The following is a 14,970-nucleotide window of genomic DNA, read 5'->3' on the forward strand; positions in this document are numbered from 1 at the left end:
ATGTTAAGTGGAAAAGTTGCAATCGTAACAGGTGCAAGCCGCGGAATTGGAAGAGAAACAGCTTTAACTCTTGCAGGATATGGAGCAACTGTGATCGTAAATTATTGCGGTTCCAAAGATAAAGCAGAAGCGGTAGTAGAAGAGATCAAAGCAGCAGGCGGTAATGCAAAAGCATATCAGGGAGATGTCTCTGATTTTGATGTTGCGAAAGAGATGATCACTTCTGTAAAGAAAGAATTTGGGTCAATTGATATTCTGGTAAATAATGCCGGAATCACAAAAGACAACCTGATCATGAGAATGAGTGAAGAAGAATTTGATAAAGTCATCGAAGTAAATCTAAAAGGTGCATTTAACTGTATGAAACATGTTTCAAGAATCATGTTAAAGCAGAAATCTGGACATATCATCAATATGTCTTCTGTATCCGGGGTCATGGGAAATGCAGGACAGGTCAATTACTGTGCATCTAAGGCTGGTATCATTGGTATGACAAAATCTCTTGCAAGAGAATTAGGTTCCAGAGGAATCACGGTCAATGCGATCGCACCTGGATTTATCGAAACAGAGATGACAGACGTACTGCCAGAAGATGTCAAAGAGAATTTATTAGCAAGTATTCCGTTAAAGAGAATGGGACAGACAAAAGATATTGCAGAAACAGTTGCTTTCTTAGCATCTGACAAGGCAGCATATATTACAGGCCAGACGATCAGTGTTGATGGCGGAATGGGAATGTAAAGGAGTTTTTATATGAAGAACATGAAACGTGTCGTTGTAACTGGTATGGGTGCGATCACACCGATCGGAAACAGCGTGGAAGAATTTTGGAGTGGTGTCAAGGAGCAGAAGATCGGATTTGCACCGATTACATATTTTGATGCGACAGAATATAAAGCACATTTGGCAGCGGAAGTTAAAGGCTTCAATGCAAAAGACTATATGAAACCAAAAGCAGCAAGACGTATGGAATTATTTTCACAGTATGCTGTTGCTGCATCAAAGGAAGCAATTGAAGATGCAGGATTGGACCTTGAGAAAGAAGATACAACAAGAATTGGTGTCTCTGTAGGATGTGGAGTTGGTAGCCTTCAGATGATCGAAAAGACAACAAGACTTCTTGATCAGAAAGGACCAAACAGAGTAAAACCTCTGGCGGTTCCAATGATGATTTCTAATATGGCAGCAGGAAATGTATCTATTGCATTCGGACTTCGTGGAAAGAGTATCAATGTTGTCACAGCATGTGCAACAGGAACACAGTCAATCGGTGAAGCATACAGATCTATTCAGGTTGGAGAAGCAGATGTGATGGTAGCTGGTGGAACAGAAGCAGCGGTATCAGAAGTAGCAGTCAGCGGATTTGCAGCATTAACAGCATTAAGCGGATCTGATGATCCAGAGAGAGCATCTATCCCATTTGACAAAGAAAGAGATGGATTTGTCATCGGTGAAGGGGCAGGAATCGTTGTATTAGAAAGTCTTGAACATGCACAGGCAAGAGGAGCAAATATTTTAGCAGAGGTTGTTGGATATGGAGCAACAAGTGATGCATATCATATCACATCTCCTTGCGAAGACGGAGAAGGTGCAGCAAGAGCCATGGTATTTGCAATGGACGAAGCTGAGATCACACCAGATAAAGTAGATTATATCAATGCACATGGAACAAGCACACATGCAAATGATTTATTTGAGACAAAAGCGATCAAGAAAGCATTAGGAGAACATGCATATGATGTGAAGATCAGCTCTACAAAATCTATGATCGGTCATGGACTTGGAGCAGCTGGTGCAATCGAATTTATCACATGTGTCAAATCAATCGAAGAAGATTACATTCATCCAACAGTTGGATTAAAAGTTCCAGATGAAGAATGTGATCTTGATTATACATTAGAGCCAGTAACAGACCGCAAGGTAAATTACGCTATGAGTAACTCCCTTGGATTTGGAGGACATAACGCAACACTTCTTGTGAAGAAATTTGAAGATTAATTTAGAAGGAGACTTACATGGAAGTCAAAGAAATGAAAGAATTGATCGCTGCAGTATCCGCTGCAAATGTCGATGAATTTGAATATAATAATGAAGAATTTTCAATCAGAATCGCTAAGAAAAAAGCTAAGATCGCAACAGTTGATGCATCTGTTGCTGGAGTTCCAGTACAGAATGCAGCGATCATGCCAGAGCAGAGTGAAGAACAGCCGGAAGAGGTCCTCTACGGAGATGAGATCAAAGCACCACTTGTTGGTACATTTTATGCAGCGCCATCAGAAGGAGCAGAACCATTCGTATCCGTTGGAGACAAAGTTAAAAAAGGACAGGTTATTGGAATCGTTGAAGCAATGAAACTTATGAACGAAGTAGAAAGCGAATACGATGGAACAGTTGCAGCTATTTTAGTTGAGAATGGCGAGATGGTTGAATATGGTCAGCCATTAATGGTTATCCAGTAAGAAAGGCAGAATATTTATTATGGTAATGGATATTAAAGATATTATGAATACAATCCCTCACAGAAGTCCATTTTTATTAGTGGATCGCATTGAGGAGATGGAAGAAGGAAAACGTATCGTTGGTAAAAAATGTGTGACATATAATGAACCATTTTTTGCAGGACATTTTCCACAAGAACCAGTTATGCCTGGAGTACTGATCATTGAAGCGTTAGCACAGACAGGAGCCGTATGTGCACTTTCTGCTGATGAATATAAAGGAAAGATCGCATTCTTAGGCGGAGTCAATAAAGCAAAATTCAGAGGAAAAGTTGTTCCTGGAGATGTGCTGACATTAGAAGTTGAGATGATCAAAGTCAAAGGACCAGTCGGTGTTGCAAAAGGGACAGCAACTGTAGATGGAAAGAAAGTAGCATCTGCAGAGATTACGTTTATGATTGGATAGAGAGGGTTTCTTAAATGTTTAAGAAGATTTTAATTGCAAATAGAGGAGAGATCGCGGTTCGTATTATTCGTGCATGCCGTGAGATGGATATCATGTCCGTTGCAATCTGCTCTGAGGCAGATAAAGACGCACTCCATGCCCAATTGGCAGATCAGACAGTCTGTATCGGACCAGCACCTGCCAAAGACAGTTATCTTGACATGGAACGTGTACTTGGGGCTGCAATGGCAGTCGGAGCGGATGCGATCCATCCAGGATTTGGATTTTTGTCAGAAAACAGTAAATTTGTAAGAATGTGTGAGAAATGTAATATTACATTCATTGGTCCATCTGCAGAGATCATTGACCGCATGGGTAACAAATCCGCAGCAAGAAAGACGATGATGGATGCAGGAGTTCCTGTAGTTCCTGGTACAAAAGATGCTGTATATGAAGCAGAAGAAGGACAGAAGATCGCAGATGATATGGGATACCCAGTCATGATCAAAGCTTCCGCAGGTGGTGGCGGAAAGGGAATGCGTGTCTGCTATAACTCTGAAGACTTCGTACATACTTTTGAGACAGCGAAGTTAGAAGCAGAGAATGCATTTGGTGATGGAACAATGTATATTGAAAAATATATCGAAGATCCACGACATATCGAATTCCAGATCCTTGCAGATAAATATGGAAATACGATCCATCTTGGAGAAAGAGATTGTTCCATCCAGAGGAGACATCAGAAACTGATCGAAGAATCACCATCTCCAGCTATCAGTGATGAACAGCGAAAGAAGATGGGTGAGATTGCAGTCAAAGCAGCGAAAGCAGCAGAATACTACAGTGCAGGAACAATTGAATTCTTACGTGACAAACACGGAGATTTCTATTTTATCGAGATGAACACAAGAATTCAGGTAGAACATCCAGTGACTGAATGGGTTACAGGAATCGATCTGATCCGTGAACAGATCCGTATCGCAGCAGGGGAACATCTGACATATTCTCAGGAAGATGTTCATGTGCATGGACATGCGATCGAAGTGAGGATCAATGCGGAAGATACAGAACATGATTTCCGTCCAAGCCCTGGAACTGTGACAAATGTGCATTTTCCAGGAGGAAAGGGAGTAAGGATTGATTCTGCATTATTCGCAGGATACAAGATTCCGCCATACTATGATTCCATGATCGCAAAACTGATCGTGTATGATAAGAACCGTGAACTTGCACTAAGAAAACTCCGCAATGCATTAGGAGAACTTGTGTTAGAAGGCGTGAAGACAAATATCGATTATCAGTATGAGATCATCAATGATGAAGATTTCATCGAAGGAAATGTTGATACAGGATTTATTGAACGTTTTCAGAAAAAACATCAGTCTGAAAATGAAGTTAAATAAAGAAAGTTAAGGTGAGTATCATGTCATTAAAAGATATGTTTAAGAAAAGGACATTATCACCTCAGGAAGTAAAACAGGCAGAACGTGTACGAAAAGCAAAGGATACGCTCCTTGAATTTCAGGCACCAGAAGGATTATTCCAGAAGTGTAACTGCTGTGGAAAGCCTGTATATAATGAGGATCTGATCGAAAATGATTATGTATGTCCAGTCTGTGGCAGTTATTTCAGAATTCGTCCAAAGACAAGAATTGCCATGGTATTAGATAAAGATACTTTTGAAGAATGGGATGCAAAGATGGATACAAGCGATCCACTGAACTTCCCAGGATATAAAAATAAACTGGAACGTCAACGTTCTGTAACAAATCTTGATGAAGCAGTCGTTACAGGAAAAGGTAAGATTTTAGGAAAAGATGTTGTGATCGCAGTCATGGGAGCAGATTTCATGATGGGAAGCATGGGAGAAGTTGTTGGTGAGAAGATCACACGAGCAGTTGAACGTGCAACACAGATGAGATTACCGATCATCATTTTCACATGCTCTGGTGGAGCTAGAATGCAGGAAGGAATCGTATCTCTGATGCAGATGGCAAAAACATCCGCAGCATTGAAACGCCATGATGAAGCAGGATTATTATATATCACAGTATTAACAGATCCTACAACTGGAGGTGTTACAGCAAGTTTTGCAATGCTTGGAGATGTTATCTTAGCAGAGCCAGGAGCATTGATCGGATTTGCTGGACCGAGAGTCATTGAACAGACGATCGGACAGAAGTTGCCAGAAGGATTCCAGCGAGCAGAATTTTTGTTAGAACATGGATTTGTAGATAAGATCGTAGAGCGCAAGAAATTAAGAAAAGTGCTGGTAACGATCATAAGGAGTTGTGAATATGAGCAGTAATTTTACCCCATGGGAAAGAGTGCAGATCTCAAGATCAGCAGAACGCCCAACAAGTCTTGATTATATTTCTACGATTTTTGAACGATATATGTCCTTACACGGAGACCGTTATTTTGGAGATGACAAAGCAATCGTTGGTGGTTTAGCTTCCATCGGCGGAAGACCAGTCACAGTCATCGGACAACAAAAAGGACGCTCAACCAAAGAAAATATCAGACGAAATTTCGGAATGCCATCACCAGAAGGATATCGAAAATCCTTAAGACTGATGAAACAGGCAGAGAAATTTCACCGTCCGATCATCCTCTTTGTAGACACACCAGGAGCATTCTGTGGAATTGAAGCAGAAGAAGGCGGAGTCGGAGAAGCAATCGCAAGAAACTTATTCGAGATGTCAAATATCAAAGTACCAATCCTTTCCATCATGATCGGAGAAGGAGGAAGCGGTGGAGCCTTAGCAATGGCTATTGGTAATGAAGTATGGAGTTTAGAGAACTCTACATATTCCATTTTATCCCCAGAAGGATTTGCAGCAATTCTTTGGAAAGACGGAAACAGAGCTTCTGAGGCAGCTAAGGTTATGAAGATCACAGCGAACGATCTAAAAGAATTAGGTGTGATCGAACAGGTGATTGAAGAGCCAGAACCGGTTAGTATTGATAATATTTTAGATATTTCTGAGCAGATGAAAGAGATGATACTTGGATTTATTGAGAAATATGATAAGATGACGCCGGAAGAATTGGTGGAACAGAGGTATCAGAGATTTCGAAAATTCTGATTTGTAGGTAGTGTTGCATGTATGAGTCAGAAAGAAGATAAGAAGAAATATTTATAAGAAAAAGGGATGACACTCCGCATTTTTGAAAGCGTTTTTTACAAATCGCTGATCCGCGCCTGTTCCTTCGATAACTCACTTGCTGCGAGCCAAAATGCCCGCAGCTACGTTCAAACAATCGACCACAGGGCGCTGCGAATTTGTAAAAAACGCATTCAAAAAGTGCTCATGTTGTCACCCTTTTTTCTTATAAATATTTCTTCTTATCTTCTTTCTGACTCATACAACGGAACACTATTCAAATCACTACACAGAGTGTATGTTATACGGTATTGGTTGCTTATTTATTTTTTATCATATACTGAAAGACTGCAGTTGACCACCTTACAAATTTAACTATTTTTTTCTGCTTATATTCCTAAGTATATTCTCAACAGTCCAAGTATCAACATGTGTACAGGATAAAATAAATAATTGATCAGCTTATTCTGTTTTCCACGTTCTCCGTTATACGTAAGTACCAATCCAAATCCAAGAAGTGCCCATGGTTCTTTATACATGGATAAGAAATTAAATGGAATTGCAATAAGTTCCCTTCCATGGAAAATATAATAAAAATATCCAATTAAAATTGCATGATAATCATAGTCAAGGCTGAGAATGGCAGCAATCAGGCACATGACCGCCAGGATCACAAATGACAAGAGAAACCATAATATCTTAGGAAACTTCTCCATTTTCTTTTTTAACACGTCGATCATCCAAATTGTAACAAGTACAAGTGCTAACGTAAACATAATGTTATTCCAGTTTGGTTCAAAAAATTGCTTTGTTGTAAACAGATCAAAAGGAATTTCTGAAATTACCCCGAATACTAATAAAGTTGCAAGATATTTAGCCCTGCTTCTTGTTTTAAAAAAACCTTCTACAAGTAAAAATGCAAAGATTGGAAATGCAATTCTCCCGATAATGTCAAATATGTCACTAACTGTATTCAATCGGCCACCATTTAAATTTGGATAGATCAACGCTTTATTTGTGTGATCGATCAGCATTGATAAAAATGCAATGTATTTTAATTGTGCTCCTGATAATACTTTAATTTTAGTTTTTATGGCTCCTACCTCCGATCTCTGTTGCTAGATATTCTTTTTTTGATCATCAAAATGTTTAATACAATCCTCATTTTGTTTACACAAGGATCACATTTGTGGATTTTTGCAACTGTGAGGCAGTTTCTTGTGGAAAATCTGTATCTGAGATCAGATAATCTATATCACTCCAAGAAGCATATTGCTGGAAAGAAGAATATTTTGCCTTTCTGCTGTCGGATAATACGATACTTGTCTGCGAACATGATATTGCACATGATTTAATCTGACCATCTGCAAATGCATTCGTTGCCGGTCCATGATGATGTTCGAATCCTGCTGATCCTAGAAAAGCAATATCAACTCTTAAAGTCTTTAAAAGTTCAATGACCTGTACACCAACACTTGCCATAACTTCAGAATCACACTCCCCACCAAGAAAGATTAAATGATTTTTACTGTCGATGAGAGTGGTTAATACAGGAATTGAATTTGTGATGATCGTATAACCAGATAAATTTTTTAATTGTAAAGCAAGACTTAAAGTAGTACTTCCAGTATCAAGAAAGATAAATCCGTGATCTGGAATAAATGATAAAGCTTTTTGCACAATTCTTTTCTTCGCATCATGTTCATCTAATAAACGTGAATCAATAGGAAGTGTTGTGAAATCGTTCATAGCGATCGCACCACCAAATCCTTTTTTGATAGAACCATTTTCACTCAATGTATTTAAATCTCTTCGGATCGTTTCTCTGGAAACAGAAAAATAATCTGCAAGTTCAGTTGCTTTTATAGAACCATTATTATTCAATAATTCTATAATCTGTGACTGCCTGTCATGGGCATTTAAACGAGCCATTTTCCATACCTCCTTCATAATATATATGTATTTTACCACATTTTATAAGTGAATAACAGTGACAAATTGTAAAAATGCAAATTTAACAGCAATAAAATGTGTAAAAAACAAATGACATAACTCATAAATAGGAAAGATGCACAAAAATAGCCAATATAATTTGTAAAAAACAACTAAAATGTGTAAAATAACAAAATAAAGGTTGCAAGTTGCCACAAACAGTGCTAATATAAAGCCATCGAAAGGAACAACAAAACAACGTAACATAAAAGGTTTTATTTAGGAGGAAAGAAACATGAAATTACAGTTAGCGTTAGACGATATCACATTAGACGAGGCAGTAGTATTATTAGATAAGGTTCATCCTTATGTAGACATCATAGAAGTAGGATCACCATTTATTATCGAAGAAGGAATGAGACCAGTTAGAATCTTCAAAGAAAAATATCCAGATTGCGAAATTTTAGCTGATACAAAGATTATGGATGCTGGAGAATACGAAGCAGAAGAAACATTTAAAGCAGGAGCTGATTATTGTACAGTACTTGGTGTGACAGATACATTAACAATCGAAGGATGTGTAAAAGCAGCGAAGAAATATGGAAAACAGACAATGGTTGATATGATCTGTGTCGAAGATGTACCAAAACGTGTCAAAGAAATCGAAGCAGTCGGAGTTGATTTTATCGGAGTTCACGTAGGGGTTGACCAGCAGGCAGTTGGAATCACACCACTTGAGAAATTAGCAGAAATGAAACAGTGTGTAGAACATTCTATCGTATCTGTAGCTGGTGGAATCAATGAAAAGACATTAGAAGACTACAAGAAATTAGATCCAGAAGTAATCATCGTAGGTGGTGGAATCAACCATGCAGAAGATCCGGTAGCAGCTGCAAAAGCAATTTATGATATTATTAATAAATAGTCAGGAGGATAAAGAAATGGAAGCAAAAACACTTCAGATTATTACAAACGAATTATACAAATATGGTAAACTGATTAAAGAAGAAGAAATCAAAGAAGTTGTAGATCTTTGTCAGAAAGCAAATCGTATCTTTATCGCAGGTGCCGGACGTTCAGGATTTGCAGCAAGAGGATTTGCAAACCGAATGATGCACCTTGGATTTACAGTTTATTTTGTAGGAGAAACAACAACACCATCCATTCAGGCAGGAGATCTTCTGATCGTAGGATCAGGATCAGGAAAAACAGCAAGTCTTGTCTCTGATTGTGAAAAAGCAAAAGCACAGGGAGCAACGGTTGCAACACTTACGATCTGTCCCGAAGCAGCGATCGGAGAGATGGCAGACGCAATTGTTACAATTCCAGGAGCAACACAGAAAAATGCAGAACATACAAGCGATGTAGTGACAGAACAGCCGGGAGGAAATTTATTTGAGCAGTTAAGCTGGCTCATTTACGACAGCATTGTGATGGATTTAATGCCAATTCTTGGAGAAACAGAAGAAACAATGTTCAAACGCCATGCAAACATGGAGTAAGTTGAAAGGAGAAAATATATGAAAAAGGCACAGGCAAAGATTCAAAAATTTGGTTCGCTGTTAAGCGCAATGGTTATGCCAAATATCGGTGTATTCATTGGATGGGGTCTTTTAACAGCACTGTTTATCGATACAGGATGGGCGCCAAATGCATATTTAAATAAACTGGTATCACCAATCTTAACATATTTACTGCCTTGTCTGATCGGTTATACCGCAGGATCTAATATTTATGGACGACGTGGAGGAGTTATCGGTGCATTTGCAACGATGGGAGCAGTTGTAGGAGCAGACGTTACAATGCTTGTTGCAGGTATGATCTTAGGACCAGTTGCAGCAGTATGTATCCGTGCATTTGACAAAGCTGTTGAAGGAAAAGTCAAACCAGGACTTGAGATGTTGGTTGATAACTTTTCACTTGGTATTATCGGATTTGTAATTTGTATCATCGGTTATGTTGGTGTAGCACCAATCATGACAGCGATTCAGACAGTACTGACAGGTGGAGTTCAGTATTTGACTGATCACAACATGCTACCATTAACAGAATTATTTGTACAGCCAGCAGAAATTTTATTCTTAAATAATGCAATCAACCATGGTATCATGACACCACTTGGATTACAGCAGGCTGCAGAAGCAGGAAAATCTGTCTTATTCTTGGTAGAAGCAAGTGGAGCTGCATGGGTAGGATTAAGTTTAGCATTTGCAATCTTTGGAAACAAATCAGCAAAGAAATCAGCACCAGGAGCTGTGATCATCATGTTCTTCGGTGGTATCGCTGAAGTATGTTTTCCATACTGCCTGACAATGCCATTAACGATCATTGGACCAATTCTTGGAAATATGTTCTCGTTATTTGTGTTGACAAACTTTGGTGGTGGAGTTGTTGGACCAGTATCACCAGGATCAGTTATTTCCTATTACATGATGACTCCAAAAGCATGTATGTTAGTGAATACGATTGCATACTTTGGATCATTGGCAATTTCATTTGCAGGAGCAGCTATCGTATTAAAAGCATTTAAACATGATGAGGAAGAAGAAACACCAACACTGACTGCAACAGCAGATGCTAAGATTCAGAAATTAAATAAAGTGATCTTTGCTTGTGATGCAGGAATGGGATCTTCTGCAATGGGAGTTACGATCCTTAAGAAAAAATTAGAAGAAATCGGATTAAAACCAGATATTAAACACGTGGCAGTTGCAGACATTCCGAAAGATGCAGATGTAGTCGTAACAAATGTAAATTTGGAAGAGCGTGCAAAGATGTCAGTGGAAGGAACGAATATTCCAATTCTTACATTAAGTAACTTTATGGATCAGTCAGAATATGAAAGAATCATTATAGAGATTCAGAGAATGTTAGGGCATGATGTGCCAGATGTATTTTGTGAAGATAACATTGTATTAAATGCAAAATACACAAACAAAGAAGAAGCAATCAAAGCTTGTGCTGATATTTTTATCAAAGGTGGATATACAGATGAAAGTTACAAGGCGGATATGTTACAGAGAGATAAAGAAGCGTCTGTTTATCTTGGAAATGGAGTAGCGCTTCCACATGGACTTGCAAGTTCGAAAGAAACGATCAAAAACTCAGGAATCTGTTTTGTACAGGTACCAGAAGGAGTAGATTTTGGTGGAGAAAAAGCATACATTCTTGTAGGAGTTGCAGGAAAAGGAGAAGAACATGTAGAACTTCTTGGAAAGATCGGACAGACTTTAATGGACGAAGGTGTAATTGAAAAATTAAAGAATGCAACATCAAAAGAAGAAGTTATCAAATTATTGAATTTATAAACAATAATGCGGCATGCGGATATTAAAAAGTATGCCGCAATTCAAAGAAAGGTGGAATATAACACATGAAAACAGCAGTACATTTTGGAGCAGGAAAGATTGGTCGTGGATTTATCGCAGATTTATTACATGACAGCGGATATAAAATTGTTTTTGCAGACGTTGTACAGCCATTAGTTGACCTTGTGAATGAAACACATGAATACAGTCTGTTTTTGATCGATCATGATTATGAAGAAAAAGTTATCGATCAGGTGGAGGCATATTCCACCATCACACAGGAAGATAAAGTCATAAAAGAGATTGCAAAAGCAGAAGTCTTAACAACATCTGTTATGGCAACAAACCTTCCAAAAGTAGCACCAACGATTACAAAAGGTTTAAAAGCAAGAGTGGAAGCTAGTAATGACAAGAAATTAGTTGTTATGGCATGTGAAAATGCGATCATGGGAACTGACATTCTTAAGAAAGCAATGATTGAAACAGGAATCATGACAGAAGAAGAAATGGACAAAGTCGCAGTATTCCCTAACACAGCAGTTGACCGTATGGTATTTGATGGGCATCATCATGGAAAAGATGGAATTGAAGTTGGAGATGCATTTGAACTTCCGGTTGAGAAAAACAAGTTGGAAGATCCAGAATCAGAACCAGTTAAAGGTGCAGAATATGTTGATGATCTGGCAAAGTTCTTACAGAGAAAGATTTATATGGTAAACTGTGCACATGCAGTTACAAGCTATTTTGGATTTGTAAAAGGATACAGTACAGTACAAGAAGGATTAGCAGATACTCAGGTGCTTGAGGATGTTAAGAAAACAGTTATGGAATCAGCATCAGCACTTGAAAAAATTTATGGATTTGCACATGAAGATCTGGTAGAATATATGAATTCAATGATCATTAAGAGATTTACAACGCCAGGAGTATCTGATCCGATCGCACGAGTGGCAAGAGAACCAATCAGAAAGATCTCTGCAAATGACCGTATCATGGGACCTGCGATCCAGTGTGAAGAATTAGGGTTAGACAACAGTTACCTATTAAAAGGAGCAGCTTGCGCAATGTTTTATAAGAACGAAGAAGATGCACAGGCAGTAGAACTGCAAAACTATATCAAAGAGAATGGTCCGGAAGCAGCAGTTGTCAAATATATTGGATTAAAACCAGAAGATCGAATGACGAAAGTAATCGTGGAAGAGTATAACAAGCTGGTTTAGAAAAGACGATCAAAACAAAATAAAAATTGCAAAACGAGTTCTTTCTATATATAATAAGGAAAGAACTCGTTTTCATTTATGCAAAAAAACATAAAAAACAAGATTATCTTGTGCCCAAAACGGTAATACTCATACAGAAAACACTACATTTTGTATTTTATCAAAAACATGCAAAAAAAATCGAAAAACCCCTTGCATTAATTTGAAACATCATATATAATAGCAAATGTTGTGACCTTGATAGCGTTGAAGCGTGAGGTTGCTGTAGAGGCAAAAGCCTTTGCAGGTTTTCCGTGGAGCGAATGTCAAGTTGTTAAAACTGGCGACAAGTCACTGTACGAATATACAATCTATTGAACACCGGTGTAGTCCGGAATAGAGACGCAGTGTGTAGATTTCACGATACACACGGAGGAGTGTACAGTCACCACTTGTCGTGCTACAAAAACATTTATAGTACGAAAAGGAGGCGGCTTTTTTTATGGCAGCAAGTCAGGTAATGAGAATTACATTAAAAGCATACGATCATCAGTTAATCGATGCAAGCGCAAAAAGCATTATTGAAACAGTTAAAAAGACAGGATCTAAGGTGAGCGGACCAGTTCCAATGCCAACTAAGAAAGAAATCATCACAATTCTTAGAGCGACTCACAAATATAAAGATTCCAGAGAACAGTTCGAACAGAGAACTCATAAGAGATTGATTGATATCATCACACCATCACAGAAAACAGTTGATGCATTATCTAAATTAGAAGTACCAGCTGGTGTGTACATCGATATCAAGATGAAAAACAAATAGGTAATCCCTACAGGGTTATGAGTAAATGAGGTATCCCCTTAAGCTTGTAGCGTCTAGGATGATTACAACGTTAAGCGTTATAATCCGCTGTAGATTAAATAGGAGGAACAATCAAAATGAAAAAAGCGATTTTAACAACAAAAGTTGGAATGACTCAGATTTTCAACGAAGATGGAGTTTTAACTCCAGTTACTGTATTACAGGCAGGACCTTGTGTTGTTACTCAGGTAAAAACAGAAGAGAATGACGGATACAGCGCAGTTCAGGTTGGTTTTGTTGACAAGAAAGAAAAAGGGATCAACAAACCACAGAAAGGACACTTCGATAAAGCAGGAGTTGCACCAAAAAGATTCGTAAGAGAATTCAGATTTGAAAATGCTGAAGAATACACAGTAGGTCAGGAAATCAAAGCTGACATCTTCGCAGCAGGAGACAAAATCGATGCAACTGCTACATCAAAAGGTAAAGGATATGCTGGTGGTATCAAACGTCACGGTTTGAAATCAGGTCCATCTGCCCATGGTTCTAAATATCATCGTCATGCAGGTTCTAATGGTATGGCTTCTGATCCTAGCAAAGTATTCAAAGGAAAGAAAATGCCAGGACAAATGGGAGCAGAAAGAGTTACTATTCAGAATCTTGAAATCGTAAAAGTTGACGCTGATCAGAACATTATTTTAGTAAAAGGTGCTGTACCAGGACCTAAAAAATCTTTAGTAATGTTAAAAGAATCAGTAAAGGCATAGGTCTTTAAAAGAAAGGAGGACTATATAAGATGGCAACAGTATCTGTATTAAATATGGAAGGCAAAGAAGTTGAAAAATTAGAATTAAACGACAACATCTTTGGCGTTGAGATAAATGAACATTTAGTACATCTGGCAGTAGTAAGCCAGTTAGCAAATAACCGTCAGGGAACACAGAAAGCTAAAACACGTTCTGAAGTTCGCGGTGGTGGAAGAAAACCTTGGAGACAGAAAGGAACAGGTCACGCAAGACAGGGATCTATCCGTGCTCCACAGTGGAAAGGCGGAGGAGTTGTATTTGCTCCAACACCAAGAGAGTACACAAAGAAATTAAACAAGAAAGAAAGACGTATTGCTTTAAAATCTGCTTTAACATCTAGAGTACAGGCAGACAAATTCGTAGTAATCGACGAATTCAAATTCGACGAGATCAAAACTAAGAACGTAAAAGCAATGCTTGACAGCGTTGGTGCTAAGAAAGCATTAGTGGTTATGGGATCTAAAAACGATAACTTAGTATTATCTGCAAGAAACCTTCCAGGAGTTAAAACTGCTTTAACAAGCACGATCAATGTATATGACATTTTAAAATATGACACTGTAGTTGTTTCTAAGGAAGCAGTTGCAAATATCGAGGAGGTATATGCATAATGGCAGATATTAAATATTATGACGTTATCTTAAAGCCAGTTGTAACAGAAAAAAGTATGAACGCAATGGCTGAAAAGAAATATACTTTTTTAGTTCATCCATCTGCTACTAAGAATCAGATTAAAGAAGCAGTGGAAAAAATGTTCGAAGGAACAAAAGTAGCAAAAGTCAACACAATGAACAATGATGGAAAAACAAAGAGACGTGGAATGACTTTTGGAAAAACTGCAAAGACAAAGAAAGCTATCGTACAGCTTACTGAAGAAAGTGCAGATATCGAAATCTTCGAAGGACTATAGGCATTGAACACTTAGTGAATGCG

At 38.2% G+C, this 14,970-nt stretch carries 15 protein-coding genes and 1 pseudogene; 14 read left to right on the plus strand and 2 right to left on the minus strand.

Features of this window, described 5'->3' with window-relative positions; translation table 11 throughout:
* The 6 genes and pseudogenes from fabG (at position 1) to KE503_RS14935 (ending at position 5,972) form a co-directional block, all read left to right on the plus strand.
* A complete protein-coding gene (fabG, locus tag KE503_RS00250; RefSeq protein WP_055197655.1) occupies positions 1-741 on the plus strand; it encodes a 3-oxoacyl-[acyl-carrier-protein] reductase in 741 nt (246 codons plus the stop codon).
* A 12-nt stretch (positions 742-753) separates the two neighbouring features.
* Entirely contained in the window at positions 754-1,998 is a 1,245-nt protein-coding gene (fabF, locus tag KE503_RS00255; RefSeq protein ID WP_081020087.1) for a beta-ketoacyl-ACP synthase II, read from the plus strand.
* A 17-nt stretch (positions 1,999-2,015) separates the two neighbouring features.
* On the plus strand, positions 2,016-2,459 hold the full coding sequence (gene accB / locus KE503_RS00260; protein ID WP_055197653.1) for an acetyl-CoA carboxylase biotin carboxyl carrier protein: 444 nt from the start codon (positions 2,016-2,018) through the stop codon (positions 2,457-2,459).
* A gap of 19 nt (positions 2,460-2,478) precedes the next feature.
* The gene (gene fabZ / locus KE503_RS00265; protein WP_055197651.1) at positions 2,479-2,904 is read left to right on the plus strand and encodes a 3-hydroxyacyl-ACP dehydratase FabZ; all 426 of its coding nucleotides are present in this window, start codon (positions 2,479-2,481) and stop codon (positions 2,902-2,904) included.
* Positions 2,905-2,918: 14 nt separating this feature from the next.
* Positions 2,919-4,286 carry an acetyl-CoA carboxylase biotin carboxylase subunit gene (locus KE503_RS00270; protein ID WP_117944468.1) on the plus strand — a complete coding sequence of 456 codons (1,368 nt, stop codon included), beginning with the start codon at positions 2,919-2,921 and terminating at the stop codon, positions 4,284-4,286.
* 20 nt (positions 4,287-4,306) lie between these two features.
* Positions 4,307-5,972, plus strand: a pseudogene (locus KE503_RS14935) (acetyl-CoA carboxylase carboxyltransferase subunit alpha).
* Between the two features lie 407 nt (positions 5,973-6,379).
* Here KE503_RS14935 and KE503_RS00280 read toward each other — a convergent pair.
* On the minus strand, positions 6,380-7,084 hold the full coding sequence (locus KE503_RS00280) for a TraX family protein (protein WP_212384313.1): 705 nt from the start codon (positions 7,082-7,084) through the stop codon (positions 6,380-6,382).
* A gap of 76 nt (positions 7,085-7,160) precedes the next feature.
* Positions 7,161-7,922 (minus strand): DeoR/GlpR family DNA-binding transcription regulator, encoded by a 762-nt coding sequence (locus tag KE503_RS00285; protein ID WP_212384252.1) that lies wholly within the window; start codon positions 7,920-7,922, stop codon positions 7,161-7,163.
* A 295-nt stretch (positions 7,923-8,217) separates the two neighbouring features.
* Between KE503_RS00285 and hxlA the strand changes: the two genes are divergently transcribed.
* The 8 genes from hxlA (at position 8,218) to rplW (ending at position 14,947) form a co-directional block, all read left to right on the plus strand.
* A complete protein-coding gene (hxlA, locus tag KE503_RS00290) occupies positions 8,218-8,847 on the plus strand; it encodes a 3-hexulose-6-phosphate synthase (RefSeq protein ID WP_055197639.1) in 630 nt (209 codons plus the stop codon).
* A 16-nt stretch (positions 8,848-8,863) separates the two neighbouring features.
* Positions 8,864-9,424, plus strand: a complete 561-nt coding sequence (gene hxlB / locus KE503_RS00295) for a 6-phospho-3-hexuloisomerase (RefSeq protein WP_055197637.1) — start codon at positions 8,864-8,866, stop codon at positions 9,422-9,424.
* Positions 9,425-9,442: 18 nt separating this feature from the next.
* Positions 9,443-11,230 carry a PTS sugar transporter subunit IIA gene (locus KE503_RS00300; RefSeq protein WP_055197634.1) on the plus strand — a complete coding sequence of 596 codons (1,788 nt, stop codon included), beginning with the start codon at positions 9,443-9,445 and terminating at the stop codon, positions 11,228-11,230.
* 65 nt (positions 11,231-11,295) lie between these two features.
* Positions 11,296-12,450 carry a mannitol-1-phosphate 5-dehydrogenase gene (locus KE503_RS00305; RefSeq protein WP_055197632.1) on the plus strand — a complete coding sequence of 385 codons (1,155 nt, stop codon included), beginning with the start codon at positions 11,296-11,298 and terminating at the stop codon, positions 12,448-12,450.
* Positions 12,451-12,931: 481 nt separating this feature from the next.
* A complete protein-coding gene (rpsJ, locus tag KE503_RS00310; protein ID WP_008393407.1) occupies positions 12,932-13,252 on the plus strand; it encodes a 30S ribosomal protein S10 in 321 nt (106 codons plus the stop codon).
* A gap of 116 nt (positions 13,253-13,368) precedes the next feature.
* On the plus strand, positions 13,369-13,998 hold the full coding sequence (rplC, locus tag KE503_RS00315) for a 50S ribosomal protein L3 (RefSeq protein WP_008393406.1): 630 nt from the start codon (positions 13,369-13,371) through the stop codon (positions 13,996-13,998).
* A gap of 29 nt (positions 13,999-14,027) precedes the next feature.
* A complete protein-coding gene (gene rplD, locus KE503_RS00320; protein ID WP_008393405.1) occupies positions 14,028-14,648 on the plus strand; it encodes a 50S ribosomal protein L4 in 621 nt (206 codons plus the stop codon).
* Positions 14,648-14,947 carry a 50S ribosomal protein L23 gene (gene rplW, locus KE503_RS00325; protein WP_008393404.1) on the plus strand — a complete coding sequence of 100 codons (300 nt, stop codon included), beginning with the start codon at positions 14,648-14,650 and terminating at the stop codon, positions 14,945-14,947. Before rplD ends, rplW begins: the two co-directional genes overlap by 1 nt.
* The last annotated feature ends 23 nt before the right edge of the window (positions 14,948-14,970 follow it).

This window comes from Anaerostipes sp. Marseille-Q3525 (assembly GCF_018223505.1).
GTDB lineage: Bacteria > Bacillota > Clostridia > Lachnospirales > Lachnospiraceae > Anaerostipes > Anaerostipes amylophilus.

What these genes read in the sequence shown, in the direction of transcription:
- fabG (WP_055197655.1), top strand. Translation starts at nt 1, where the DNA reads ATGTTAAGTGGAAAAGTTGCAATCGTAACAGGTGCAAGCCGCGGAATT.
- fabF (WP_081020087.1), top strand. Translation starts at nt 754, where the DNA reads ATGAAGAACATGAAACGTGTCGTTGTAACTGGTATGGGTGCGATCACA.
- accB (WP_055197653.1), top strand. Translation starts at nt 2,016, where the DNA reads ATGGAAGTCAAAGAAATGAAAGAATTGATCGCTGCAGTATCCGCTGCA.
- fabZ (WP_055197651.1), top strand. Translation starts at nt 2,479, where the DNA reads ATGGTAATGGATATTAAAGATATTATGAATACAATCCCTCACAGAAGT.
- KE503_RS00270 (WP_117944468.1), top strand. Translation starts at nt 2,919, where the DNA reads ATGTTTAAGAAGATTTTAATTGCAAATAGAGGAGAGATCGCGGTTCGT.
- KE503_RS00285 (WP_212384252.1), bottom strand. Translation starts at nt 7,922, where the DNA reads ATGGCTCGTTTAAATGCCCATGACAGGCAGTCACAGATTATAGAATTA.
- hxlA (WP_055197639.1), top strand. Translation starts at nt 8,218, where the DNA reads ATGAAATTACAGTTAGCGTTAGACGATATCACATTAGACGAGGCAGTA.
- hxlB (WP_055197637.1), top strand. Translation starts at nt 8,864, where the DNA reads ATGGAAGCAAAAACACTTCAGATTATTACAAACGAATTATACAAATAT.
- KE503_RS00300 (WP_055197634.1), top strand. Translation starts at nt 9,443, where the DNA reads ATGAAAAAGGCACAGGCAAAGATTCAAAAATTTGGTTCGCTGTTAAGC.
- KE503_RS00305 (WP_055197632.1), top strand. Translation starts at nt 11,296, where the DNA reads ATGAAAACAGCAGTACATTTTGGAGCAGGAAAGATTGGTCGTGGATTT.
- rpsJ (WP_008393407.1), top strand. Translation starts at nt 12,932, where the DNA reads ATGGCAGCAAGTCAGGTAATGAGAATTACATTAAAAGCATACGATCAT.
- rplC (WP_008393406.1), top strand. Translation starts at nt 13,369, where the DNA reads ATGAAAAAAGCGATTTTAACAACAAAAGTTGGAATGACTCAGATTTTC.
- rplD (WP_008393405.1), top strand. Translation starts at nt 14,028, where the DNA reads ATGGCAACAGTATCTGTATTAAATATGGAAGGCAAAGAAGTTGAAAAA.
- rplW (WP_008393404.1), top strand. Translation starts at nt 14,648, where the DNA reads ATGGCAGATATTAAATATTATGACGTTATCTTAAAGCCAGTTGTAACA.